Raw genomic sequence first — 23,396 nt, forward strand, 5'->3', positions numbered from 1 at the left:
CATGTGTGTTGAGGGGGATGACTATGACCAATACGGAGCTGAACAAAACCGACTTAAAATATTGTACGACCTTCAGAGTAAATCGAATGCTCGGTATTTCCATTTTGTATAACGAGTCTAAAATGAAGGAATATTTAAATCAGTTTTTCCATTTTGAGCAAGTAGACGAGGTTTTAAACGATACTTGGATCATTAATTGTATGAATGAACGTTATCATCAGCATTTGCCAGTGGGAATAACGTACGAAATGGAACTTAAAGAGGAGTGCCAAGAATTAATAATTGAAAATAATACAGCCGTTCGACCAAAAGAAACTAAGGGAATCATTATAATTAATAAAAAGCTGAAACAAGTGCATATTTATAATCCTGATTTCAGGATGCTATATATTGAAACCTATCGGGTAGTACGACAGATTCTTGCAAGAGAATTATTAAAAACATCATTAATGATACATGGAAGTGCGGTTGAAGTTAATGGCGAGACCTTTTCATTCATTGGTAGCAAAGGGAGGGGGAAGTCTACATTCATTACGGGGTTACTGCATAAAGAAATAAACTCAAAGTATATTTGCAATGATCGTTATTTTATTCAGGATGATTCTACTATTATACAATGGCCAGAATGTCCTGCCATAACCTATAACACGATTGCTTTATTCCCTGAACTAATAGATCGAATAGAACATTATAGTTCTTCCCCTAAAGCGTTTAATCCGAGCGAAATCTTTATAGACCATCCTACACTTCCTGATCAATATCAAATCTCACTTGATTCAAACAAGCATAAGAAGGCGTTTTTTACCAATAAGGAATTTTCACTCCTATTGAATCGTGCAATTAAGCCTGTCTCACGTTTAGATCACACCATTTTTTTATCACCTGGCAAGTACGAAGAATGCGAAATCATTACTTTGAATCAATCAATGACAAAACAACATTTAATAGAAAATCTTGATAAGCTATCATCATTTCCTGACTGGTTAAAGTTGGAGGGAAATGTTATGCAAGGAGAGCGGAATTTTAATCATGCGCCGGGATACTTATTTAAAAGAACGTTTGATTTTGAGTCTGACTTAAACTATTTTAAACAGTATTTTTCATTGTAATTGAACTTTCCATCTTGTTATTAGATGTTAAAGACGAAAGGGGAGATTATTAAAGGTGAGATTCAGGCCTTGTATTGACCTGCATCAAGGAAAGGTGAAACAACTGATAGGAGATTCCGTTTTTGGAGAAATGAAGACGAAAGAGCTTTTTGTTTCTAAGTTGGGCGCCGACTATTTTGCGAAAATCTTTCAAGAAGATAAGTTGTCTGGTGGCCATGTTATCATGATAGGAGATGGGAATGTTGACGAGGCATTAAAGGCGCTGGAAGTTTTCCCTGGGGGAATGCAGATTGGCGGAGGCATAACTCGTGACAACGCCCCCTTTTTTCTGGAAAAAGGTGCATCTCACATTATAGTGACATCCTATATTTTTAGTAACGAAACTTTAAATATGGAGAATTTAAATCGCTTGGTTAAAGAAGTTGGAAAAGAGAAAATAGTAATTGATTTAAGCTGCAAAAAGCAGGAAGACAGATGGTATGTAGCATCAAAGAACTGGAGAGATTCAATAAAATTTGAACTTAACTTAGAGAATATACGATTCTTAGAAAACTATTGTGATGAGTTTTTAATACATGCAGTTGATGTAGAAGGCAAGCAGGAAGGTATCGATATCCAACTGGTCAAATTATTATCAAAATGGGCTTCGATTCCTACTACATATGCGGGAGGTGTAGGGAGCCTTTCAGATTTGAGTTTGTTTCATGAAATATCTAGTGAAAACATCAATATTACGATTGGAAGCGCATTAGATATTTATGGTGGCAAGCTTTCTTACAGAGAAGTGCTTAACCTGCTTGAAACCAACCAAATGCTCTATTCTTAGAGGTGAAGCAATGATTGAATCCGTAATTTTTGATTTCGATGGACTCATTAGGGATACTGAAACATTTGAGTTTTATTCATTCCAAGAACTGCTTAAAGAGTATGATGTCGAGCTTCCTTTGGAATTGTATAGCGCTAGAATTGGCGGCCATTCTACTCTATTTGACCCCTATGAGTATTTGCAAACTAAACTTGGTAAGACCTTAAATCGTGAATTATTGAGAGAACGAAGGAGAGAGAGGTATAGAGAGTTAATCTTTCATCAAAAAACTCGGCCTGGCGTACTTAATTATTTGAAAGAAGCCAAGAAATTAGGTTTGAAAATTGGTTTAGCCTCCAGTGCTCCGCGAGAATGGATACTTCCAAATTTAGAAGAGTTGGAGCTTACGGAGTATTTTTCCTGTATTCGCACTCATGAAGATGTTAAGCATGTAAAACCTGATCCAGCGTTATATCAGCAAGTGTTAACTGCTTTCAATGTCGAGGCTCAACATGCGATTGGGTTTGAGGATTCACCCAATGGAGCTAAAGCAGCAAAGGCAGCGGGCATGTTTTGTGTAATTGTCCCTAATGAACTTACGAAAAACCTTCATTTTGAACATTATGACTTGAGGTTGGACTCCATGTTGGATATGGATTTTTCAACCTTACTAGGTTTATTCTGCAGGAGCTAGTGCAGGATGCTCAGCGAACCGATAGCAGGTATTTGCCTCCTCCAAGAGATTGGGGGAGTTTTTTGTGCTTGACATGCGTAAGGTGGTCCCACCAAAGAAGGCAAAACGGGCCCTTCAGAGGGTCCAGAGGTTAAGTGGCGATGAGGCGGTGTACATGATCAGGCTTTCTATCGGCAGATTAAAACGGTTGGCTCTTGTCTCGGACCCGTGAGTAGTGGACAATAGAGTTGTTGTATATTGCTTTCCAAAAAAGGATAGTGACGATGCGAAGCTATAACCTGTTAGAACATATCTTATTTCCATCCTCCCGATTGAATTCGGACAAATTGGCCTATGCGCTCCAGGGTAAAACCGTGCTTATTACAGGAGCGAGCTCCGGAATTGGCGAGCATGTTGCCCGCTTGCTCGGACTCTATCAAGTGCATCTCGTAATAGTGGCCAGAAGAGTGGACAGGCTCCTGAATGTCAAAGAATCGATTGAGGAGAGCGGCAAGGCCAAGGTCAGTATCGTTCGTGCGAACCTGAGGCTTGATGAAGACATGGAAGCGTTGCTGAAATTCCTTCATAAGGAGTCAACTGGACTAGATTTCGTGGTCAATAACGCAGGTATATCGATTAAGCGATCTGTTCGCGAATCTTTGGATCGGTATCACGATTATACGAGAACAATAACTATCAACTATCTGGCGCCTGTTAAGCTACTGCTTTCTGTCATACCCATACTAGAGCGCAATCAAGGGCAAGTTATTAATATTTCGACGATCAACACATCGCTGATTCCGATTCCGCACTTTACGGCTTATCAGGCGTCCAAGGCCGCATTTGATGTCTGGTTCCGCTCAGCGGCATCTGAGCTGAATGCTTTGGGGATCGCCATGTCGTCTATTTATCTTCCATTGGTCCGTACGCCGATGATCGAGCCAACAGCTGCCTATCGGTCCATGCCTGCCATGAGCCCAGAGCATGTGGCGCGCATTATCGCGAAGTCGATGTATACGAAGCGAACAACTTGGCAGCCTTGGTGGCTGTTTATTGGTCAGACTGCTTCTTTATTATTTAGAGGGTTATGGGAGAACGGGATGTCTCGTAAGCTTCGGAAGAGGAGGGGCAAGCATGGGAATTCTTAGACTGGCGCAAGTGATGCAGAAAATAGGGATGCTTAGTCCACTTGGTCTCTATCGACTGCTTGCGGCCATCTGCCGTTACGGGATTAACGTTATGGCGCTACTCCGAATAGCCGAGCGGACCTATGGGGAAGCGGCTGCGATTGCGGATGACCAAGAGATGATAACTTATCGCCAACTGTTGGCGCAATGCGAGGAGCTGTCGCTAATGCTCCGGGCGAAGCATGAGATCAAGCCGGGCAGTAAGGTTGCGCTTCTGTGCCGAAACCATGCTTCGTTGGTAAAATCAATATTTGCCTTGTCCTGGGCTGGTGCCGATATCTATCTGTTGAACGCCGAGATGAGCCAGGATCAGCTGCAAGACTTGATAACTGCTTATGACTTTGACTTACTGATCTATGATGAGGAGCTTGCGTCCTTAATCGAGCAATCCGCATACAATAAGGGAAAGCTGCTTAGTGATCACGAGGAGAAGCCAGCTGTCAACAACCAGCAGCTAGGCGGTTCCGCCGCTGCCAGGCGCAGCTGGCATCGAACGTCATCAGGCACCATCATGCTACTGACGGGCGGTACGACAGGCAAGGCGAAGAAAGTGCCGCACAAGCCTTCCTTGTTCCACTACTTGAACCCGTTCTACACATTACTTAAGCGGCTTCATCTCACACGCTACCATACGGGCTACATCGCGACGCCGATCTACCACGGTTATGGCATTGCGATCCTGTTGTTATTCGTTGCTCTCGGCAAAAAGATTGTTCTGACATCGAGCTTCGCTGCGCCCAGAGCATGCGCGCTTATCCGGGAGCATCAGGTGCAAGTGGCGACCGTTGTCCCGCTTATGCTGGACAAGATGCTGAAGCATAATGCCGAGGATATGCGTTCGCTGGCTTGCATCGCTTCAGGAGGAGCCGAGCTTAATCCGAAGCTGGTGGCTGATGTGTTCGCAAGGCTGGGCGATGTGCTGTGCAATTTGTATGGAACGTCAGAATCGGGACTGAACATTGTCGCAACGCCGGAGGATTTAAGGCAGTCGGCTCATACGCTGGGACGGAAGATTGACGGTATGCCGCTCTTTGTGTTGGATGAGGATATGAATGAAGCTGAACCGGGAGCGGTCGGGCAATTTTGTGTTCAACATTATTTATCATGGGCAGAACGAAGCAAGAGGTGGATTGAGACGGGTGATATGGGCTATCGGGACAGCGACGGTCTCTATTACTTGTGTGGAAGAGCGGATGATCGGATAGTATCAGCTGGCGAAAATGTGTATCCCATTGAGCTGGAGCATATTCTGATTCATCATCCGCAGGTCGAGGATGTTGCCGTAATTGGCATCCCGGATGAGACATTCGGACAGCGGCTCAAGGCTTATGTTCAGCCAGTCCTGCATTCGGAAGTGAACGCTGGACAGCTTATGGATTGGTTGCGGGTGCGAGCGGCTCGTTATCAGATGCCGAAGGAGATTATTCTGGTGGAGGAGATTCCGTATACCCATCTAGGTAAGAGGGATAAGAAAAGGCTACTTTGAACCTACTAGGAATGACGCTGCCACGGAGGTGCTTAGCCGCGGAAGCGTCCCATGACAACCGTGTTGTAATACCGGCCGTCGGACAATACTTTGTCATTCTGCAAGACGCCTTCAATCTGAAATCCGAATCGTTCGTACAGCCGGATAGCGCTTTTATTTGTCTCCAGCACATTCAAAGTCATTTTGGTTATGCCGGCAGAGTCAGCCCATGCCAAGGAGGTTCTTAGCAGCTCTTTCCCGATTCCATATCCCCAATACTCCTTAAGAATGCACACGCCAAATTCAGCCTTATGAGCAAACCGCTTCAAATAGATGCCTTCGCATCTTGAAAAGCCGATCAAACGATTGTCTGCAACTGCGACCAAGAATAGATTGCGCTCCTGCTCGCTATCCCTCTGAATAAGAATCCTGAAGTTTTCAACAGAGATAAAAGCCTCTCCTGCCTCCCGATCCATATGTTCGGTCTCCCCATCAATCTTCACCCGCAGCTGCGATAATGCCGCTGCGTCTTCTTCATTGGCAGATCTAATCGTATACCTCATGTCTCGTACCTCAAAGTGCTGCTGTTCCACTATCATCATGCTCACTCCAATCCCTATGCATGTATCCGTTGTACAGAAAATCGGATTATACGATCCTATCATTCCCCTATGAAAATGACAACTTTGGTTGCTTTATGAACCATGTCGTTTCCTGTAGACTAGACCAAACTAAGAAGGAGAGGTGACTAGATCATGTCAGAAAACAATCAACAAGCACCGACTGATTCCGAAGCAAGGCTTCGTCTTGAGGAATTGAAGGAAGAAGGAAAAGCATTGTCCGAACAAGAGATGAATCAAGTAGCGGGCGGAGGCGGCCCTAGTCGAACTCACGGCGGCTTCGTTCTTCAGAAGCCTCAATTGCAGGGCAACGCGGTTGCATTGCCAGGAAAAACGATTTTTACCCGCTGAGTCAGGCAGCAGCTTTGTTTATGACGATCAATCACCTCTTCATTAAGGTGATTCTTTCTTTTCAGGCTATAAATAAACATGGATGAGGGATGGGCATGTCCTTAGATCATACCGTTTTAATGACCGTGAAAGGTCAAGAGATTACGCTCCAGGAGCTGCTCCGGGTACATGCGAATCAACACGTCCATCACTTCTTTGAAAAGACGAAGATAGGTTGTGTGGTCGAGAGCGGAACGCATAATGAGCTGATGGCGGCAAAGGGACTTTACTGCCATTTGATCCATCAGCAGCTGACGTAGAATATTCGAACGCTTATGCCGATTCCCTTAACAATAGTTAAAATAAAATTTCGGAAAAACGGCACATTCGCCGTTTTTTTGTTATACTGGGGAAGAAGCTATATGACAGGTTGCGTCCGATTCTATTCAACATGAATAGATCGGGCTTTCTTTATGGACAGAGATAGAAGTCAGAACAACAGGAAAAGAAGTGATGTGGCTGTGGACGGTGGCATACGATCCATCATTCAACGGAAGAGCGATTCGTTATTAACGAAGTATTTTACGGGCAGCTCGATGGATTACAAGCAAATTTTTGCAATTATTATTCCCATTTTCGTAGATTCGGCTTTCATTGTATTAATGGCCATTATGAATACGGCAATGGTCAGCTCCTCAGGGGTAGCGGCTGTCAGCGCAGTTAGTATGGTTGATTCGATCAATATGTTTCTCGTGAATCTGTTTGTCGCGATTGCAACGGGCGGTACGGTAATTGTGGCCCAATATAAAGGCAGCGGCAACGGGGAGATGGTAGCGAAATCAGCTTCACAAGCGATATCATCCGTTGCGATCGTATCGGTGGTCATCGCGGCGTTGATCATCGTGTTCCATGCATCCACCTTAAATGCGCTATTCGGGAATGCAGATGCGGATGTTCTGCATCATGCAAAGATATTTTTGATCGGCAGTTGCATCTCATATCCATTCATTGCGATCTATCAGGCCGTCACCGGCGTGCTCAGAGGCGTAGCGGAGACGAAAGCGTGTCTGGTGCTGTCACTGATACTGAATGTATCTTATTTTCTGCTAAATGTTGTTTTGATCAAAGTGTTCGACATGGGCGTAATCGGGCTATCGATCTCGTTAATACTGGCACGTGTACTTGGTATGGTTGTGTCGATGATCTATTTGTTTAAATATAATCAAACGATTCGAATTAAATTAAGAGATACATTTCTTATCCACTGGTCGATCTTGAAAAAAATATTGTATATCGGCATTCCCTTCGCCATGGAGCAAATGTTCTTCAACGGGGGCAAATTGTTGACCCAGACGTTTATTGTCCATCTGGGTACGATGGCTATTACAGTCAACGCGATCAGCAACTCGCTGACGATGCTGTTCCAGATCGGCGGGACGGCGCTAAGCGTAGCAATCGTTACAGTAGTGGGTCAATGTATTGGGCGGAGAGATATCGAGGATGCGAGGAAATTTATCAAATCCTTTATCGGACTATCGACGATATTCTTTGTCGTCATTACGGTCATCCTGCTGCTTATGTTCCCGATGCTGGTGAATCTGTATGCTCCGCCGAAGGAGATTATACCGTCTATCTTTGCGCTGATTCTGCTGATTGCGATTGTACAGCCGATTGTGTGGTCGTTCAGCTTCATTATGCCGTCAGCCCTGCGCGCGGCGGGCGATTCGAAATTCACATCGATTGCATCGCTGCTGTCGATGTGGCTGTTCCGCATCATCCTGGGGTATATTCTCGGCATTACGCTGGGCTTTGGCCTGATGGGCGTATGGGTGGCGATGGTCGCCGAGTGGGGCGTCCGCGGCATTATATTTGCTTGGCGGTTCAGAGGCGACAAGTGGTACAAACATAAGCTCATATAGTAAGAGGCCGTCCTGGAAGTCTTAATTGACAACAGGACGGCCTTCTTTCATTAGTAGAAGATACACCATGGTGTAAAAACAAGGTTCACAAGGAACCATCAGTATAGGGCGGGCCTTGTTCAATACAATAGTCTGCCTCCATTAATGCTTCTGGGGATCGAGCTCAATGATCCTGCCGGTAATAACACCGTCTTTGTCCCGGTGAAATTGCAGAGCCCAGTACAGATCGCCTTTCCCGCTGACGGAAAACCGATCCGAATCGCCAACCTGGCCTTCTCTGAAAAAGTCTTCTGGCGACGCTTATGACTCAGCTGAGTGATCCACAATAAGTCGTGAGCCGACTTTATGGCAAGCTTTGAAGAAAGCTCTTCGACGCAGCGGAGAGGGGGACGCCTTTCAGTGTCGCAATCCCGATCGAACGCTCGGGAATAGGCGGAGTGAGCGGGATTTCGATTAATCGCCCATTTGCCAGTTCCTCCTTGACGTATTCCCGCACGATAAATGTCAGTCCAAACCCTCGCTGGGCGAATTGCACAAGCAGGTCGAGACTCCCCAGCTCGAACTCTGGCGTTAAGCGAATTTGATGCGCAGCTGCATACTGGTCCAGATAAGCTCTCGTGCTGCCGCCCGGCTCCAGCAGAAGTAATGGGTGTTGATGCAGACTGGCCAGATCGAAGGGCGATTGAGCCAGCGATGCGTAAGCCGGGCCGCCTACGAGACATTCCTGCAGGGGAGAGCTCTTCCTGACTTCTATACTATTGACCGCAGCAGGCAGATTGATAATGCCGAAGTCGATTCGCCCTTCCTTCAGCAGGGCGATTGTCTCCGGCGTAGTCCGGTTCGTGACGCGCACGCGAATGCCCGGGTATTGCTTGTGGAAGGATTCGAGAAAAGGCAGCAGATAATGCTTGCATAACGAATCGCTTGCTCCGATATTGATTTCCCCGTACTCCAAATTATGCATCTCCGCTATCATCTTCTCGCCGCTGTCAATCGCCCGAAAGGCTTGCTCGACGTGTTGAAGCAGCACTTCTCCTTCGTCTGTAAGCGTCACGCCTCGAGCTGTTCGGAAGAACAGCTGTCCTCCGAGTCCGCTCTCCAATTGCTTCAGCGTATGGCTGATGGCGGGCTGTGTAATATGCAGCTTCTCTGCCGCTTTGGTCAGACTCCCCAGCTTGGCTGTCCAGAAGAAGACGCGATACCATTCCATATTAAATTCCATTATCATTACTCCTGTTTATACCTCGTATTATTAATATCAATTATACTAATGGGTGCTTGCACATTATAATCATTCCTGTAAGAGATGACAAGTACAGGAGGCGATCTGCAAGTGACGGTAACAGCGATAGTGGGAGCGAATTGGGGCGATGAAGGCAAAGGAAAGATGACGGATGTGCTAGCTGCCAAATCGTCATATGTCGTTCGGTTTCAAGGAGGAAGCAACGCAGGGCATACGATTATTAACGAATACGGGAAGTTTGGCCTGAATATGCTTCCGTCGGGGGTGTTTTATCCGGAGGTCACCAATATCATTGGCTCCGGCGCAGCGTTGGACGGCGATTCATTCATGCGCGAGCGGGAGCAGCTGCTGGCGAGAGGCGTACCTGAGCCGATCTTGAAAGTGTCGGAACGGGCCCAGGTGGTGCTGCCTGTCCATCGTTTACTGGACAGACTGGAGGAGGAGCGGCTGGGCAATCGCAGCTATGGCTCGACCAAACGTGGAATCGCCCCTTTTTATGCGGATAAGTATGCCAAGCTTGGTGTGCAAGTAGCGGATTTATACGATCGGAGCCGATTGTTAGAACGGGTAGGGCAGCTGCTGGAAGTTAAAAATGTGCTGCTGAACCATCTATATGGACATCAGCCGCTGGAAGCAAATCCGATTGTGGAGGAGCTGCTGGAGCTGGGAGAGAGGCTGCTCCCGTTTGTATGCGATACGACTGCGATGCTCCAGCAAGCATATAAGGAGCAACAATCGATCTTGCTGGAGGGCCAGCTAGGGGCGCTTCGCGATCCCGATCACGGCATCTATCCGTATTCGACGTCCTCTTCCACCTTGGCGGGATATGCTCCCGTCGGAGCAGGACTTCCCGCTTATGCTCTGACGAATGTGCTCGCTGTCGTGAAGGCTTATTCCAGCTGTGTAGGTGCGGGACCGTTCGTCTCGGAGATCGAAGGCGCGGAAGCAGAGCAATTGCGGCTTCGGGGCGGCGATGCGGGCGAGTTCGGAGTGGTCACAGGCAGGCCGAGACGCGTAGGCTGGTTTGACGCTGTCGCCACAAGGTACGGCTGTATGGTACAAGGGGCGACGGAGGTGGCTTTGACCAATTTGGATGTGCTCGGTTACTTGGATTCGATTCCCGTATGCATCGGCTACCAGTTGAATGATGGAACAATGACGAAACAGTTTCCCGTTAATGCGAAGCTGGAAGGAGCGAAGCCAGTCCTTAAGGAGCTTCCGGGCTGGAGATGCGACATATCTGGGGCACAAGCATTCCATGAGCTACCGGTTGAGGCACAGCAGTATGTGCAGTTGATCGAAGAGGAGATTGGTGTGAAAATCTCTTATTTGTCCACAGGTCCGAGGCGCGAGCAGCTAATGAAATTAGGATAGTACCAAACCTCCGTTGCGACGAAAGGAGCTCATGTTCATGTCCAATATTATGGATCGATTGCAGTCACTTGGCATCGTGTTGCCGGCAGCGAGCGAGCCGGCAGCCCGATATACCAACTATGCCCTCGCTGGCGATCTGTTGTTCATCTCGGGGAAAGGTCCATCCGGTAAGCCCAAAGGCAAGCTGGGCATCGATTATACGACGGAGGAGGGGTACCGGTATGCTCGTCTGGCCGGGTTGGAAGTGCTGGCTGTGTTGGCAGAAGCGCTGGGCTCGCTGAACCGGGTAAGGAGAGTTGTAAAGATTCAAGGCTTCGTCAATGCCAGCCCGGATTTCGAAGAGCATCATAAAGTATTGAACGGTTGCTCCGATCTGATGCTGGATGTATTCGGGGAGCATGGCTTGCATGCGCGATCGGTGTTGGGAGCCTCATCGCTTCGCGATCATTTGCCGGTTATTATCGATTCTGTATTTGAAATCGTGCTAGATTGAATGTGGGCATCATTATCCAAAAGGATTTACTAGATTCCAAGGTTGGAGGCAATGCAGGACGAAGCAGTCCTGATTGCCGCCTTTTTTAATTCAGAATGGCATTTCAGGCCTTCAATGAATAAGCGAGTTGGGGTAAAATAGAAACGGATACAAGGATTGGTCGCATTTAGGGAGTGACGACATGTTCGAAACGCTAAGGAGCTGGTCAAACTGATGGGGCTGCTTATTGATGAGGTCTCTTATTTGCGCTACGAAATGAATAAGCTGCGCCAATCTATCAATGAATAGGCGAATATTTCTCATAGAAAGGGTTGGGCAGATGAAAAAAGTAATAGCCGGAGGTATTTTTTTGTTTTGTGGAGTTATTCTCTATTTGGGTATCTATATTCCGGCATCCAAAATATCTTCCACCTTAGGCGGGTGGTCAACACCTCCAGGACGTCTAGGAACCGCTTTAAGCGAAACAGGCGGAACGATGCCATTAATATATGCGGTCATTATGATGGCAGCTGGTGCATGTTTGTTATTGTGGGGATGCTTTCTGGACGATATTCTTCGTAAGAAAGATAGGAATCAGGTTGAGGCATCACAGCAGTCGTCTATTCCTAATTAATAAAATTACCAGAAAGGAGTGATGACGTTCGATCAACAAGGGAGAAGGTCGGCAAAGGAAGAAGCATTCCTAAACAAGTGGACGGTTACCCGGCAAATGGGGAAACCAAATACATTGCGACTAGAGGGCTTGGATATACCGTTCTTCTATTTGGTATTGGCTCTTCATAACATGGATTGAATATAGCATGTCTGATTATCAACAAGCCTTCTATGCCGGGCGTGGGTCCGACTTTTGGATGAGATGTATCATTTGGTTCGCAGGTTATCTATTATTAGGCCTGACGTTTGCCATGAGCAGATGGAAGCGGAATGAAGAGAAGCTTCACTATCTATCATAGGGTTGATGTTAATGAAGAGAGTGATCGTATGGAATTGAGAAGCGGGAAAGTGAAATTAGTCATTCTGTTCTCTCTATTGGGCGCTGTAGCGGTACCTATAGCCGTTTATTATATATTTCAATTCATCTTCTTCGATTACTACCAAGAATCTAAAGGATTATTGGCTGGAATAGGTCACATGTTTATGTGCGGAGTTATGATACTTATTAATCTGATTCTCTTTCCCATAGCCAATGTGGTGAACTACAAGAAATTAATCACGGAAAATTCAAGTCGGGAAGATGATGAAAGCTTTGTATCCAAAACGACTTTGATTGTCGTGAGTAGTGCAGTCGTTCAAAGCGTGATCAGCATTGTGATTGAGAACCCTTTTTAGAAATAGGAGCGTGCAAATATGACAAATCCGGTTCAGAACAAACTAGGTTGTGTTTTTATTCCGGTGAGCGACTTGGAGAAGGCAAGGGATTGGTATTGCAAGTTGTTGGATTTGCCGACTGACGGCGATATCTTTTATGGACATTTGTATATTTTACCGATGCAAGGCCCTTCCAATATCGTACTGGACAGCAAGATTTATTCACCGGAAAAAGTGATTCAGATACCGTTCATTCAGCTTGTGACAGCGGATATTGTAGCCTCTTATGCCTATATGAAAGAGCACAATGTGGAGCTCCTGACGAATATCGAAAACGGGCATTGGTTCAATATTAAAGACCCGGACGGCAATGTGCTGATGATTTGCCAATAGCCTGCGGAAGCTTCATTCCTGGGAGCGGCAAAAGCCGCCGAATTCAACGCTTGGATATCCAAGCGTTTTTTTTGTTGTGTCCAAACGTTTGGCTGTTGACGGTGCAATTGGTAAGATGCTACAATGCATACATCGACCGACCGTCGGTCGAATAAAGTGGAGGGTAACCGAAATGAGAATCTCAAAAAAACCGGATGAACGAAAAAATGAAATATTGGACGCAGCCGAGATGTTCTTTGGCACCAAGGGGTATGCCAAGACGACGATTAATGACATTTTGAATGAAGTAGGCATTGCCAAGGGAACGTTCTATTACTACTTTCAATCGAAAGAGGAAGTGATGGACGCGATTGTCGGCCGCTATATCGAGGCTGGAGTGGAAGCCGCCAAGGCTGTTGTATCCGCTCTGGGGCTTACGGCGCATGAGAAGCTGCTCGGCATTCTGATGTCGCAGAAGCCCGATACAGACCGCAAGGAGCAGATGATCGACCAGCTGCACCAGATCAACAATGCCGAGATGCACCAGAAGAGCCTGGTTGAGACGATCCTTCAGCTCACGCCCGTGCTGACGGAAGTGATCGAGCAGGGGATCGAGGAGGGGGTATTCCATACGGCATACCCAAGAGAGACGATCGAGTTTCTGCTTGTTTCCTCCCAATTTCTGTTCGACGAGGGCATCTTTGAATGGGAGCCTCATGAACTGATGCGGAAGGCGGCTGCGTTCACCTCCATTATGGAGAAGACGCTGGGAGCTGAGGAAGGAAGCTTCAGCTACATTCTTGGCGTGATTGGTCAAGGATCTTGAACCGATGAAGAAGCGGAGGAATCTGCATGAAGAGTGAATGGAACGGGGAGGCCGGGGTCAATGATCCCATTATTGTCGTCAAAGATTTGGTGAAGCGGTACGGAACCTTTACAGCGGTGGACCATGTCTCGTTCGAAGTGGAGCGCGGCAGCATCTTCGGCTTTCTGGGACCGAACGGAGCGGGCAAAAGCTCGACTATTCATGCGCTTTGCACGATAAGCGGCTTTACGTCAGGCGCATTGTCTATCGACGGCATAGACGTGGGCAGGGATCAGAATGGAGCCCGTAGCCGTATTGGCGTCGTGTTCCAGGAATGCACACTCGATCCCAAGATGACGGTAGAGGAAAACTTGTATATGCACGGCTGCTTTTACGGCATGCCCAAGCACCTGATTCGCGAGCGGACTCGGTTTGTTCTGGAGCTTGTGGATATGAGCGATTGGAGGAAGGCGATGGCCGGCGGCCTGTCTGGCGGAATGAAGCGGCGGGTGGAGATTGCCAGAAGCTTGCTGCATATGCCGCAGGTCCTCTTTCTGGATGAGCCGACTACCGGCCTTGACCCGCGAACCAGGGCGGGCATGTGGGCATACATCGACAAGCTGCGGCGGGAGCGGGGGATTACCGTATTTCTAACTACCCACTATATGGATGAGGCTGAGATATGCAACCGGGTTGCCATCATCGATAAGGGCAAGATTGTTGCGATAGACAGCCCGGCTTCGCTCAAAAAACGTTACGTGACGGACAAAGCTAGAATTGCCAGCCGTAATCCTGATGCGCTGGAGAAGCTGCTGGAGCGGCATGGGATGAATTATACGCCAGCAGGGGAGGATTACCTCATTCAAGTAGCGGATGCCTCCAGCCTCATGGAGCTGATTAGCGAGCATCGGACCTCGATCCAACGGATGGAAGTGAGCAGGGGGACACTGAACGACGTGTACCTCGAAATAACCGGCAAGGACATAAGGGGGTAAGGCGATGCGCGTAATTGGAGCGCTATGGCTACGCAATGTACGATTATTTGCCCGGAACCGCGTTCAGCTTTTGTTGTTATTCATTATGCCGTTTTTTTATCTCTATCTGTTAAGCGCGATTTTTGAAAGCACCTCCGTCAGCCAGCCGATTCCGTATGTGCTCGCAGGGATTGTTATTATCGTTGTTTTCCAGACCTCGCTGAATATCGCTACGTCGACCATTGAGGATATCGTATCCGGCTATATGAAGGAAGTGCTCGTAAGCCCTGTACGCCGCATAGCGATTGTTATCGGACAGATCTTGTCCTCGACGACCGTTGCCGTCTTCCAGGCGTGTATGATTCTCGCTGTCGGTTATGCGCTTGGATTGACTTATACGACCATTGTGACACCGATTGCGATCATTGGGTTTATTGTGCTAGTCGGCCTCGTCTTCTCTTCCTTCGGATTATGGCTGGCGGCTTCGGTGAAAAACTCGCAAACGTTCCAGATCGTATCGGTAGCGGTCACGACGCCGATTACGTTCCTGTGCGGCGTATATGTACCGCTTAGCCTGCTGCCGGAAGGCTTGCAGATCGCCGCCTTGCTTAATCCGATGACGTATGCCGCAGCCTTCTTCCGGGCGCTTAGCCTGGAGAAGCTTTCACTGCCGGCCGATGAACTGGTCGCTGAACAGCTTGCGTTCCGATTTCATGATGTGCTGATTACGCCTGTGACCGGCCTTGTCATTCTAGCCGCTTTCGGAATCGTATGCGTCCTGCTGTCGGCCGCTGCATTTGTCAGAGTGGACTTCTCTGCTATGAACCGTTCTGCCATGCAGAAGGACGTATTTCAGCAATAAGTTAACGGAGCGCCAGTCCTAACGAAAGGAGCTATACCTATACAATGCTGATCCAGATGCTGCGGAGAGATTTTCGCAGGAAAAAGAGTATTTCCATCGCACTATTTATTTTTATCTCCATCTCCGCATTGCTGGTCGCCAGCGGCTCCAATATGCTCATGGAATTGACACAATCGCTGAACGCTCTATTCAAGCAATCGAAGGCTCCGCATTTTGTCCAGATGCATGCGGGCAGCCTGGATGAAGCCGAGGTTCATCGCTTTGCATCGGCTCATGACCTCGTCGAGGAGCATCAGATTGCGGCAATGGTGAACGTCGACGGCAGCCATCTCTACATCGATCATGGCGGGAGCTCGGAAGAAAATAGCGTCATGGACCATTATTTCGTCAAGCAGAACCAGTCGTTCGACCTGCTGCTGAATGTCAACAACGAGCCAATTCAGGTGGCAAAAGGCGAAATTGCCGTGCCCGTGTATTATAAGCAGCTTAAGGACGTCAACATCGGCGACAAAATCAAACTGTCCGATGGCGGATATGAGACGGAATGGACCGTTGCCGGTTTTGTCCGTGATGCGCAAATGAATGCATCGATCGTCCATTCCAAACGTTTTGTCCTCCACCCGTCGGATTGGGATGCGCTTAGACAGCGTACGGGGGAGATGGAATATTTGATCGAGTTCCGACTGAAGGACCAGGGGATGCTGCAGCAGTTCCGCCAGGATTATCAAGCCGCTATGATGCCAAGCAAAGGTCCAAGCGTGGATGATTCGCTGTTCAAGACGCTGAACGCGCTAACGGACGGCATCTTGGCGGCGGTCATTATTTTAGTAAGCCTGCTGCTCAGCTTGGTCGCGATCTTATGTCTCCGATATACCCTTCTTGCGGCGATGGAGGAGGACTACCGGGAGATCGGCATTATGAAGGCAATCGGAATCCGTACTCGCACCATTAAAAGGATGTATATGCTGAAATATGCCGTAATGGCTGTCTTGGCAACGATAGTCGGCTATGTTGCATCATGGGGAGTAAATGCAGTCTTTACCTCTAATATTACGCTATATCTTGGTTCAGCGCCGAAGACACTGCTGCTGTATGCCGTTCCGCTCGCCTCATCTGCGCTGATCTGCGCCATCGTCATCGGCTGCTGCAAGCTAACGCTGAGATCCTTTGACCGGATTAGCGCTGTAGAGGCGCTCAGAGCAGGGACACTCGGAGAAACGCGCCATCACAGGAAGGCGCCGGTGCTCCATCGCAACAGATGGCTATCTGTGCCGATCTTTCTCGGTATGAGGGATGTGCTGTCGCGCTTCAAGATGTATCGGTTGCTGCTCGCCGTCTTCATCATCAGCACATGCATCATGATTATTCCGGTCAATCTGCTTAATACGTTCAAGTCGCCAAGCTTCAATACGTATATGGGCATCGAACGCAGCGATCTGCGCATCGACATGCAATATTCGGACGGGATTGCTGAAGAGTTCGGACGGGTATCGAACGCTCTGAAAGAAGATGCTGATGTGGCGCGATTCTCCCCGATCTTCGTAAGCGCGTTCCACTATGTCAACAGCGATGGCGTACTGGAGGAAATGATGGTCGAGACCGGCGATTTCTCCATCTTCCCGCTGGAATATGCGCAAGGTGCCGCACCGGTAAGAGAGAACGAGATTGCGCTATCTTATTTGAACGGCAAAGATCTAGGCAAAAAAGTCGGGGACCGCATTCACTTATTCGTGGACGGAATAGAAAGAGAGATGACCGTCAGCGGCATCTACCAGGATGTAACCAACGGCGGACGTACGGCGAAGGCAGCGCTACCGTTCTTGCCGAAGGATGTGATCCGCTACGAGGTGAGCGTAGACCTGAAGGATGGCGTCCCTGTCCGCGACAAGCAGGAGCAATACGCCAAGTCCTTCTACCCGGCGAAAGTAACCGATCTGGCGGGTTACCTGTCTCAGACGCTGGGCAATACCATTGATCAACTGGGGCTGCTGACGGCTGTTGCCGTCGTCATCTCGCTGCTAATTGCTATCTTGATTACAGCGCTGTTCCTCCATATGGCGGTCGCCAAGGACGCCGCTCAGATCGCTATTATGCGGAGCATCGGCTTCTCGCTGCCAGCCATTCGCATCCAATACTTGACGAGAGCGCTGCTCGTACTCGGTATCGGTATTGTACTCGGCACGATCGTCTCCAATACGGCGGGGCAAAGCCTGGCAAGCTTGATACTGTCCTTTATGGGAGCTTCGAGTATTCAGTTTGTCATCAATCCAGTGCAAGCCTATGCCGGCTTTCCGATGATTCTAATGGCGGTTGTAGCAATTACGACGCTGCTAAGCATCGCCTCTATTAAAAAGACGAATATAACGGAATGGAATGCGGGATAGAGAGGGGAGAATCTGCGTGGAAGTCTTATTGGAATCCAGAGCGCTTAGCAAAATCTTCACATCGGGGAATGCGCAGGAGCATCAAGTGCTCAAGGATATCGATCTGCAAATTCGGAAAGGCGAATTCGTGGCGGTAATGGGACCGTCGGGATCGGGCAAGTCTACACTCCTGTACAATATTAGCGGGATGGACCAAGCGAGCGGAGGGAGCGTTACGTTCGGCGGCAAGGAATTAACGGGCATGTCTGAGCAAGAGCTGTCCGATCTCCGTCTCACCCGTATGGGGTTTATCTTTCAACAGATTCATTTGCTCAAAAATTTGACCATACTGGACAACATTATATTGACCGCTTATATGGCAAAGAGACAGGGCAGAAAGCAGCTGAACGACAGAGCGATGTCGTTAATGAAGAAGTCCGGCATCGACCAGCTGGCGGGTCATGATATTACCCAGGCGTCGGGAGGACAGCTGCAGCGCGTCGCGATCTGCAGGGCGCTCATTAATCAGCCCGACATGATTTTCGGCGACGAGCCAACGGGTGCGCTTAACTCGAAGTCGGCAGGAGAAATTATGGAGCTGCTCGCGGATATTAACCGCTCAGGCACGACGATTCTGCTGGTGACACATGATGTGAAGATCGCGGCCAAGACGGACCGCATCTTATTCATGATGGACGGCAGCTTGGTAGCGGAGAAAGAGCTAGGGAAATACCGCAAGGAGCAAGATGATATAAAGGCGAGAGAAGAAAGGCTGTCCAGCTGGCTTGCGGGATTAGGCTTTTAGGCAGAGCTGATATGGATGGAAAGCAGCAAGACGCCATGTTAGGGGAAATGGTGGTATATGCGCCAAATAGATGACTTACGCGGCAGCCGGAGAGCTGCCGCGTTTTCTTATGACAGCAGACTCGCATCAGCCACCCAGCGCATGCTGTTCAGCATTAATTGCCGGTACGGGTCTGGCAAGAAAGATGGCGCGCAATGTCCCGGCTGCAAATAGACCAGCTTGCCCAAGCCGTAGCGATGCTCCCAGCCAGCGGGATAACGGCTGCCTTCAAATTCATATTCCAGAAATACATTTCGGGGAGAGGACGCATCGAACTCGAACATATAGGGTTCCTCATCCACCGTGAAGCAGCGGACGCCATCAAGCAAAGGATGATCCTCTTGCACGGGCAGGTAGGTTAGCGGCTGATAAGGAGGATGGCCTGTGAAGTGCGCTCCGATCAGCCCCGCGAGCTCATGGCTGGCCTGAAGCGAGATGCCGTTATGGATGACGAGCAGCCCGCCGCCGCCCGCAACGAATCGGAGCAGCCCCGCAACTTGTCCGGCATCAAGCGTCCTCTTCCAGCAATCCGTATAGGAGACAACAGCCGCGTATCCATCCTGCTCCAGAGTCTTCAACTTATCGTAATCCTCCGTTGTGACCAGCTCGAATCCGTCTGATGCAATGGCTTGAAGCTGCTGGCGCGCAGGCTCCAGCGGATGCCAAGTGCTGTGGACATTATCTCCGATTAACAATAGCTTGGATGGCGTTGTCATATGGAGTGCTCCTTTTTTATACTTGCTTATGATTTTTTGGCAAAAGACAGTCCTCTTTCTTGGAGCGCTTCTCTCAGCATTCGAATGCCTTTAGGGCCCATGCCGTGCAGCTTCAATAATTCTGCTTCGGTCACCTCGGTAAATTGCTCCAGCTTATAATACCCGGCCAGATCAAGGGCTTGATTAGCGGGCTTGCTGATATTAGGCAGTTCGCTTTCAGGTTTGGAATTGACGGACATGATCATATAGCTCCTTTCGATAGAATCATACGCTTTCATTCTAAGTATAGCCTGCCAGCGTTCTTCCCGAACATACAAAAAACACGCCCGATGGGCGTGTTTTTTGTATGTAGCCGTTAGCCGGAGCGTTTGAACTGGCTGTTGTATAGCTCATAGTAATAGCCTTGGCGCTCCAGCAGCTCGTCATGCGAGCCCTGCTCGGCAATGCCGCCGTCACGGATGACGAGAATCCGGTCGGCTTCACGGATCGTGCTGAGCCGGTGCGCAATGACAAAGCTGGTTCGGCCCTCCATCAGCTTGCGCATTGCAGATTGAATATGCATCTCCGTGCGCGTATCGATGCTGCTCGTCGCTTCATCCAGAATGAGGATGGTGGGATCGGCAAGCACGGCGCGGGCGATCGTAAGCAGCTGGCGCTGTCCCTGGCTGAGATTGCCCCCCCCGGAGGCCAGCACCGTATCATAGCCTTGCGGCAGCTTTCGGATGAAGCTATGGGCATTGGCCAGCCTGGCAGCCGCTTCAATCTCCGCATCGGTCGCATCCAGCCTGCCGTAGCGGAGATTCTCCCGAATCGTATCGGAGAATACATAGGCATCCTGCAGGACAATGCCGAGCTTGCTGCGCAGATCGTCCTTGTCAAGCTCATTAATAGCTATACCGTCAATCGTGATGCGGCCCGAATCGATGTCATAGAAGCGGGTCAACAGGTTGATGATGGTTGTTTTTCCGGCGCCCGTAGGACCGACTAGCGCAATCATCTCGCCCGGTTTTGCTGTCAAAGAGACATTGTTCAATATCTGGGAGTCTGCCTTGTAGCTGAACGCAACGTTATGGAACTCGACCTCGCCTTTCAGCTCGCCCAATAACTTCGTTGATGGCGTTCCTTCATATTCGGTGGCAGTGTCGATTGTCTCGAAGACGCGTTCGGCACCGGCTACGGCCGACTGGACGAGATTGAACTGGTTGGCCAGATCGCTGAGCGGACGCTGGAATTGCTTGGAATAGTTCAAGAATGCCACGACGACGCCGACTGACGTCCAGTCGCGGAAGGCCATCCAGCCGCCTACCGCCGCAATTAGCGCAAAGCTGGTATTATTCAGCATGTTCATGACCGGACCTACTGTACCGGAATAGATCTGAGCCCGTATGCTGGCCGCTGTCAGCTTGCGGTTGATCGCTCCGAATTGCGATTCGGCATATGGTTCCCGGCGATAGATCTGGATGACTTTTTGACCGGAGACTGTCTCTTCGATGAAGCCGTTCAACTCGCCCAAACTGGCCTGCTGCTTGCTGAAGTGCTTCCTTGTGCGGGAAGCGACTGTTTTCGTAAATAGAATCACAAGCGGAATCGTGACCATACTGAGCAGCGTCAGCCACACATTCAGGTATAGCATGATGGCAAGCGATCCGGCCAGGGACAGGACGCTTGCAATCAGCTGCGTGACGCTTTGGTTCAAGGTGCCGGATACGTTCTCGATATCATTGGTCGTCCGGCTCATCAGCTCGCCGTGCGTTTTCCCGTCGAAGAATCGGAGCGGCAGAAGCTGGAGTCTCGCGAACAGATCACGCCGCATCGCTTGGATCGACTGTTGTGATACTTTCACCATCACATGCTGCTGCAGCCAGGAGGATAATACAGCTCCAGCATAGATGGCCAGCAGCACAGCCCCAAGACGGAGCAGTCCGTCATAGCGGCCGGGAATGATATAAGCGTCGACGGCATGTCCTAGCATGTAAGGCGCGATTAGCGATAATAGTGTTGTGATGAATGTGAGCAGCAGTACGGCGATAAGGCCGCGCCGATAGACACGGATATAAGTCCAAATGCGGCGAATCGTCTCCCTGGCATGCTTCGGCTTTGCTTTCGGAGCAGGCATGCCGCCGCGCGCGCCGCCGCTGCGCATGGAGAGATCGGGCGCTTCTACGTTCGTGGATTTGCCGCTGCCATTGGGGTTAGCCATAGACATGCCCCTCCTTTCCATGCTGCGACCGGTAAATATCCTGATAGAGCTCGCAGTTCGCCAACAGTTGTTCGTGGGTGCCTTGGGCGATCAGTCTTCCTTCATCCATCACAAGGATGTTGTCGGCATCGATGACGGAGGAGATCCGCTGAGCGATCATCATTGTCGTGCGTCCTTGCATTAGCTGTGACAAAGCCGCTTGAAGGCGCGATTCCGTTCCCATATCAATGGCGCTGGTACTGTCATCGAGGATGAGGATGCCCGGCTGCTGGATGAGGGCACGAGCGATGGACAGCCGCTGCTTCTGGCCGCCGGACAGATTAATGCCGCGCTGGCCCAGCGGCGTATCGTAGCCACCCTTCATCGCGGCGATAAATTCATGCGCCTGGGCAGCCTTAGCCGCAGCTATTACTTCTTCGTCCGAGGCGTCCGGCTTGCCGAAGCGGATATTGTCCCGAATCGTGCCTGTGAACAGAATAGATTCCTGTAGAACAATGCCGATGCGCTGGCGGAGCGAACCAAGCTCGTAATCCCTCACATCGGTGCCATCGACCAGCACGCGTCCTTGCGTCGCATCGTACAGGCGAGGGATCAGGTTGACGAGCGATGACTTGCCCGCGCCGGTCGCGCCAATGATGGCGATTTTCTGTCCCGGTTGGACCGTGAAGCTTATATCACGTAGGACCTCTTGTCCGGATACCTGCCCATAAGCAAAAGTGACGCAATCGAAGGAGACCTCGCCTCGCGAGCTGCGGACTTCCTTGGGATGATCTGCGCTTCGGATATCCGATTCCGTCGCCATAACCTCTCGAATCCGATCGGCGGATACTTTGGCGCTGGAGAACCGGACGAGCATCATTGCAACGGAGGAGACGGCGAACAGCACTTGGGTGACATAGTTGATAAACGCCACAAGCTGGCCGACCTCGAATGATCCGTTGATCGCATCCTTCCCGCCAAGCATGAGTACGGCAACGATAGATACGTTCAGAATCATAGTCAGGACCGGCATATTGACTGCAACGAGCCGTTGCGCTTTCATGCCGACTTGCGTGTAATCCTCATTCGCCCGGTCAAAGCGCTTGTTCTCGTAATCCTTACGGACAAAAGCCTTCGACACCCGAATACCGGCAAAGTTCTCTTGCAGCACCGTATTGAGCTTGTCCATCATCCGCTGGACCTTAGAGAAGAGCGGCAGCGTCGCGCGGATCAGCAGGAACATGACGATGAACAGAAGCGGTACGGCAATCGCCAATATAATGGCCAGCTTAGGGCTGATCATGACAGCCATTACGATACTGCCTATCGCCAGCAGCGGAGAGCGCACGAAGATGCGCAGCAGCATCTGAACCATCGTCTGCAGCTGCACGATATCCCCGGTCAGCCTTGTAACGAGCGATCCGGTTCCAATCTCGTCCAGATTGCGGAAGGAGTAGGTCTGTACCTTGCGGAACACATCCTGCCGAAGATCCGCACCAAATCGTTGCGCGGCAATCGAGGAGAATACGGTGCAGCCAAAGCCTCCGATGAGGCCGACCAAAGCGGCGCCAAGCATAATGAGGCCGGTATCGCGAATATGGTTCAGATCGCCTTGCATCACGCCTTTATCGACAATGCTTGCCATCAGGAACGGCTGCAGAAGGTCCATACATACCTCAAGCAGCATCAGCAGCGGCGCCAGCAGGACGTAGATCCAGTGCGCGCGCAAATAAGAAAATAACTTAATCATGGTGA

24 protein-coding genes are annotated in these 23,396 nt (G+C 49.6%); 18 read left to right on the top strand and 6 right to left on the bottom strand.

All coding sequences use genetic code 11. From position 1 onward, the window contains the following. The first annotated feature begins 23 nt into the window (after positions 1-23). The 5 genes from D3P07_RS05395 (at position 24) to D3P07_RS05415 (ending at position 5,260) form a co-directional block, all read left to right on the top strand. Positions 24-1,109 carry a hypothetical protein gene (locus D3P07_RS05395; protein WP_119799090.1) on the top strand — a complete coding sequence of 362 codons (1,086 nt, stop codon included), beginning with the start codon at positions 24-26 and terminating at the stop codon, positions 1,107-1,109. 55 nt (positions 1,110-1,164) lie between these two features. Further along, positions 1,165-1,935 carry a phosphoribosylformimino-5-aminoimidazole carboxamide ribotide isomerase gene (gene hisA, locus D3P07_RS05400; RefSeq protein WP_119799091.1) on the top strand — a complete coding sequence of 257 codons (771 nt, stop codon included), beginning with the start codon at positions 1,165-1,167 and terminating at the stop codon, positions 1,933-1,935. 10 nt (positions 1,936-1,945) lie between these two features. After that, complete coding sequence (locus D3P07_RS05405; RefSeq protein WP_119799092.1) at positions 1,946-2,608, top strand: HAD-IA family hydrolase; 663 nt, start codon at positions 1,946-1,948, stop codon at positions 2,606-2,608. 263 nt (positions 2,609-2,871) lie between these two features. Beyond that, the gene (locus tag D3P07_RS05410) at positions 2,872-3,735 is read left to right on the top strand and encodes an SDR family NAD(P)-dependent oxidoreductase (protein ID WP_119799093.1); all 864 of its coding nucleotides are present in this window, start codon (positions 2,872-2,874) and stop codon (positions 3,733-3,735) included. Further along, positions 3,722-5,260, top strand: a complete 1,539-nt coding sequence (locus D3P07_RS05415; RefSeq protein WP_220482015.1) for an AMP-binding protein — start codon at positions 3,722-3,724, stop codon at positions 5,258-5,260. Before D3P07_RS05410 ends, D3P07_RS05415 begins: the two co-directional genes overlap by 14 nt. 32 nt (positions 5,261-5,292) lie before the next feature. Here D3P07_RS05415 and D3P07_RS05420 read toward each other — a convergent pair whose 3' ends face one another. Then, entirely contained in the window at positions 5,293-5,838 is a 546-nt protein-coding gene (locus D3P07_RS05420) for a GNAT family N-acetyltransferase (protein ID WP_119799094.1), read from the bottom strand. Between the two features lie 156 nt (positions 5,839-5,994). Here D3P07_RS05420 and D3P07_RS05425 point away from each other — a divergent pair, with 156 nt between their 5' ends. The 3 genes from D3P07_RS05425 to D3P07_RS05435 all read left to right on the top strand — a co-directional run bounded on the left by D3P07_RS05425 (position 5,995) and on the right by D3P07_RS05435 (position 8,108). After that, the gene (locus D3P07_RS05425) at positions 5,995-6,210 is read left to right on the top strand and encodes a hypothetical protein (RefSeq protein WP_119799095.1); all 216 of its coding nucleotides are present in this window, start codon (positions 5,995-5,997) and stop codon (positions 6,208-6,210) included. A gap of 95 nt (positions 6,211-6,305) precedes the next feature. Continuing rightward, positions 6,306-6,509 carry a hypothetical protein gene (locus tag D3P07_RS05430; protein WP_119799096.1) on the top strand — a complete coding sequence of 68 codons (204 nt, stop codon included), beginning with the start codon at positions 6,306-6,308 and terminating at the stop codon, positions 6,507-6,509. A gap of 276 nt (positions 6,510-6,785) precedes the next feature. Next, positions 6,786-8,108 carry an MATE family efflux transporter gene (locus D3P07_RS05435; RefSeq protein ID WP_397334564.1) on the top strand — a complete coding sequence of 441 codons (1,323 nt, stop codon included), beginning with the start codon at positions 6,786-6,788 and terminating at the stop codon, positions 8,106-8,108. 343 nt (positions 8,109-8,451) lie between these two features. On the opposite strand, the gene D3P07_RS05440 is transcribed toward D3P07_RS05435, so the two are convergent. Next, positions 8,452-9,330 (bottom strand): LysR family transcriptional regulator, encoded by an 879-nt coding sequence (locus D3P07_RS05440; RefSeq protein ID WP_119799098.1) that lies wholly within the window; start codon positions 9,328-9,330, stop codon positions 8,452-8,454. A 111-nt stretch (positions 9,331-9,441) separates the two neighbouring features. Here D3P07_RS05440 and D3P07_RS05445 point away from each other — a divergent pair, with 111 nt between their 5' ends. The 10 genes from D3P07_RS05445 (at position 9,442) to D3P07_RS05485 (ending at position 18,707) form a co-directional block, all read left to right on the top strand. Further along, entirely contained in the window at positions 9,442-10,725 is a 1,284-nt protein-coding gene (locus tag D3P07_RS05445; RefSeq protein ID WP_119799099.1) for an adenylosuccinate synthase, read from the top strand. Positions 10,726-10,762: 37 nt separating this feature from the next. After that, the gene (locus D3P07_RS05450) at positions 10,763-11,218 is read left to right on the top strand and encodes a RidA family protein (protein WP_119799100.1); all 456 of its coding nucleotides are present in this window, start codon (positions 10,763-10,765) and stop codon (positions 11,216-11,218) included. A 319-nt stretch (positions 11,219-11,537) separates the two neighbouring features. After that, complete coding sequence (locus D3P07_RS26720; protein WP_147384486.1) at positions 11,538-11,831, top strand: hypothetical protein; 294 nt, start codon at positions 11,538-11,540, stop codon at positions 11,829-11,831. A 311-nt stretch (positions 11,832-12,142) separates the two neighbouring features. Beyond that, a complete protein-coding gene (locus tag D3P07_RS05455; RefSeq protein WP_147384487.1) occupies positions 12,143-12,547 on the top strand; it encodes a hypothetical protein in 405 nt (134 codons plus the stop codon). Positions 12,548-12,565: 18 nt separating this feature from the next. Then, entirely contained in the window at positions 12,566-12,919 is a 354-nt protein-coding gene (locus D3P07_RS05460; protein ID WP_119799102.1) for a VOC family protein, read from the top strand. Positions 12,920-13,091: 172 nt separating this feature from the next. Further along, a complete protein-coding gene (locus D3P07_RS05465; protein WP_119799103.1) occupies positions 13,092-13,724 on the top strand; it encodes a TetR/AcrR family transcriptional regulator in 633 nt (210 codons plus the stop codon). A 26-nt stretch (positions 13,725-13,750) separates the two neighbouring features. After that, positions 13,751-14,698, top strand: a complete 948-nt coding sequence (locus tag D3P07_RS05470) for an ABC transporter ATP-binding protein (RefSeq protein WP_119799104.1) — start codon at positions 13,751-13,753, stop codon at positions 14,696-14,698. Between the two features lie 4 nt (positions 14,699-14,702). Continuing rightward, the gene (locus D3P07_RS05475) at positions 14,703-15,539 is read left to right on the top strand and encodes an ABC transporter permease (RefSeq protein ID WP_119799105.1); all 837 of its coding nucleotides are present in this window, start codon (positions 14,703-14,705) and stop codon (positions 15,537-15,539) included. Positions 15,540-15,583: 44 nt separating this feature from the next. After that, positions 15,584-17,923 (top strand): ABC transporter permease, encoded by a 2,340-nt coding sequence (locus D3P07_RS05480; RefSeq protein ID WP_119799106.1) that lies wholly within the window; start codon positions 15,584-15,586, stop codon positions 17,921-17,923. Between the two features lie 16 nt (positions 17,924-17,939). Beyond that, positions 17,940-18,707 (top strand): ABC transporter ATP-binding protein, encoded by a 768-nt coding sequence (locus D3P07_RS05485; protein WP_119799107.1) that lies wholly within the window; start codon positions 17,940-17,942, stop codon positions 18,705-18,707. A 107-nt stretch (positions 18,708-18,814) separates the two neighbouring features. On the opposite strand, the gene D3P07_RS05490 is transcribed toward D3P07_RS05485, so the two are convergent. The 4 genes from D3P07_RS05490 to D3P07_RS05505 all read right to left on the bottom strand — a co-directional run bounded on the left by D3P07_RS05490 (position 18,815) and on the right by D3P07_RS05505 (position 23,391). Continuing rightward, a complete protein-coding gene (locus D3P07_RS05490; protein ID WP_119799108.1) occupies positions 18,815-19,462 on the bottom strand; it encodes a ThuA domain-containing protein in 648 nt (215 codons plus the stop codon). A gap of 26 nt (positions 19,463-19,488) precedes the next feature. Next, positions 19,489-19,701 carry a helix-hairpin-helix domain-containing protein gene (locus D3P07_RS05495; RefSeq protein WP_182914192.1) on the bottom strand — a complete coding sequence of 71 codons (213 nt, stop codon included), beginning with the start codon at positions 19,699-19,701 and terminating at the stop codon, positions 19,489-19,491. A 116-nt stretch (positions 19,702-19,817) separates the two neighbouring features. Next, a complete protein-coding gene (locus tag D3P07_RS05500) occupies positions 19,818-21,662 on the bottom strand; it encodes an ABC transporter ATP-binding protein (RefSeq protein ID WP_119799109.1) in 1,845 nt (614 codons plus the stop codon). After that, positions 21,655-23,391 (bottom strand): ABC transporter ATP-binding protein, encoded by a 1,737-nt coding sequence (locus D3P07_RS05505; protein ID WP_119799110.1) that lies wholly within the window; start codon positions 23,389-23,391, stop codon positions 21,655-21,657. The genes D3P07_RS05500 and D3P07_RS05505 overlap by 8 nt, the downstream gene beginning before the upstream one ends. Positions 23,392-23,396 lie beyond the last annotated feature (5 nt).

The organism is Paenibacillus sp. 1011MAR3C5 (assembly GCF_003591485.1).
GTDB lineage: Bacteria > Bacillota > Bacilli > Paenibacillales > Paenibacillaceae > Pristimantibacillus.

Bases quoted from the DNA above. Each gene is read 5' to 3' on its own strand.
- D3P07_RS26720 (WP_147384486.1), top strand. From the start codon at position 11,538: ATGAAAAAAGTAATAGCCGGAGGTATTTTTTTGTTTTGTGGAGTTATT.
- D3P07_RS05420 (WP_119799094.1), bottom strand. From the start codon at position 5,838: ATGATAGTGGAACAGCAGCACTTTGAGGTACGAGACATGAGGTATACG.
- D3P07_RS05410 (WP_119799093.1), top strand. From the start codon at position 2,872: ATGCGAAGCTATAACCTGTTAGAACATATCTTATTTCCATCCTCCCGA.
- D3P07_RS05455 (WP_147384487.1), top strand. From the start codon at position 12,143: ATGAAGAGAAGCTTCACTATCTATCATAGGGTTGATGTTAATGAAGAG.
- D3P07_RS05490 (WP_119799108.1), bottom strand. From the start codon at position 19,462: ATGACAACGCCATCCAAGCTATTGTTAATCGGAGATAATGTCCACAGC.
- D3P07_RS05440 (WP_119799098.1), bottom strand. From the start codon at position 9,330: ATGGAATTTAATATGGAATGGTATCGCGTCTTCTTCTGGACAGCCAAG.
- D3P07_RS05430 (WP_119799096.1), top strand. From the start codon at position 6,306: ATGTCCTTAGATCATACCGTTTTAATGACCGTGAAAGGTCAAGAGATT.
- D3P07_RS05465 (WP_119799103.1), top strand. From the start codon at position 13,092: ATGAGAATCTCAAAAAAACCGGATGAACGAAAAAATGAAATATTGGAC.
- D3P07_RS05495 (WP_182914192.1), bottom strand. From the start codon at position 19,701: ATGTCCGTCAATTCCAAACCTGAAAGCGAACTGCCTAATATCAGCAAG.
- D3P07_RS05450 (WP_119799100.1), top strand. From the start codon at position 10,763: ATGTCCAATATTATGGATCGATTGCAGTCACTTGGCATCGTGTTGCCG.
- D3P07_RS05425 (WP_119799095.1), top strand. From the start codon at position 5,995: ATGTCAGAAAACAATCAACAAGCACCGACTGATTCCGAAGCAAGGCTT.
- D3P07_RS05395 (WP_119799090.1), top strand. From the start codon at position 24: ATGACCAATACGGAGCTGAACAAAACCGACTTAAAATATTGTACGACC.
- D3P07_RS05500 (WP_119799109.1), bottom strand. From the start codon at position 21,662: ATGGCTAACCCCAATGGCAGCGGCAAATCCACGAACGTAGAAGCGCCC.
- D3P07_RS05415 (WP_220482015.1), top strand. From the start codon at position 3,722: ATGGGAATTCTTAGACTGGCGCAAGTGATGCAGAAAATAGGGATGCTT.
- D3P07_RS05480 (WP_119799106.1), top strand. From the start codon at position 15,584: ATGCTGATCCAGATGCTGCGGAGAGATTTTCGCAGGAAAAAGAGTATT.
- D3P07_RS05405 (WP_119799092.1), top strand. From the start codon at position 1,946: ATGATTGAATCCGTAATTTTTGATTTCGATGGACTCATTAGGGATACT.
- D3P07_RS05470 (WP_119799104.1), top strand. From the start codon at position 13,751: ATGAAGAGTGAATGGAACGGGGAGGCCGGGGTCAATGATCCCATTATT.
- D3P07_RS05475 (WP_119799105.1), top strand. From the start codon at position 14,703: ATGCGCGTAATTGGAGCGCTATGGCTACGCAATGTACGATTATTTGCC.
- D3P07_RS05435 (WP_397334564.1), top strand. From the start codon at position 6,786: ATGGATTACAAGCAAATTTTTGCAATTATTATTCCCATTTTCGTAGAT.
- D3P07_RS05460 (WP_119799102.1), top strand. From the start codon at position 12,566: ATGACAAATCCGGTTCAGAACAAACTAGGTTGTGTTTTTATTCCGGTG.
- D3P07_RS05505 (WP_119799110.1), bottom strand. From the start codon at position 23,391: ATGATTAAGTTATTTTCTTATTTGCGCGCGCACTGGATCTACGTCCTG.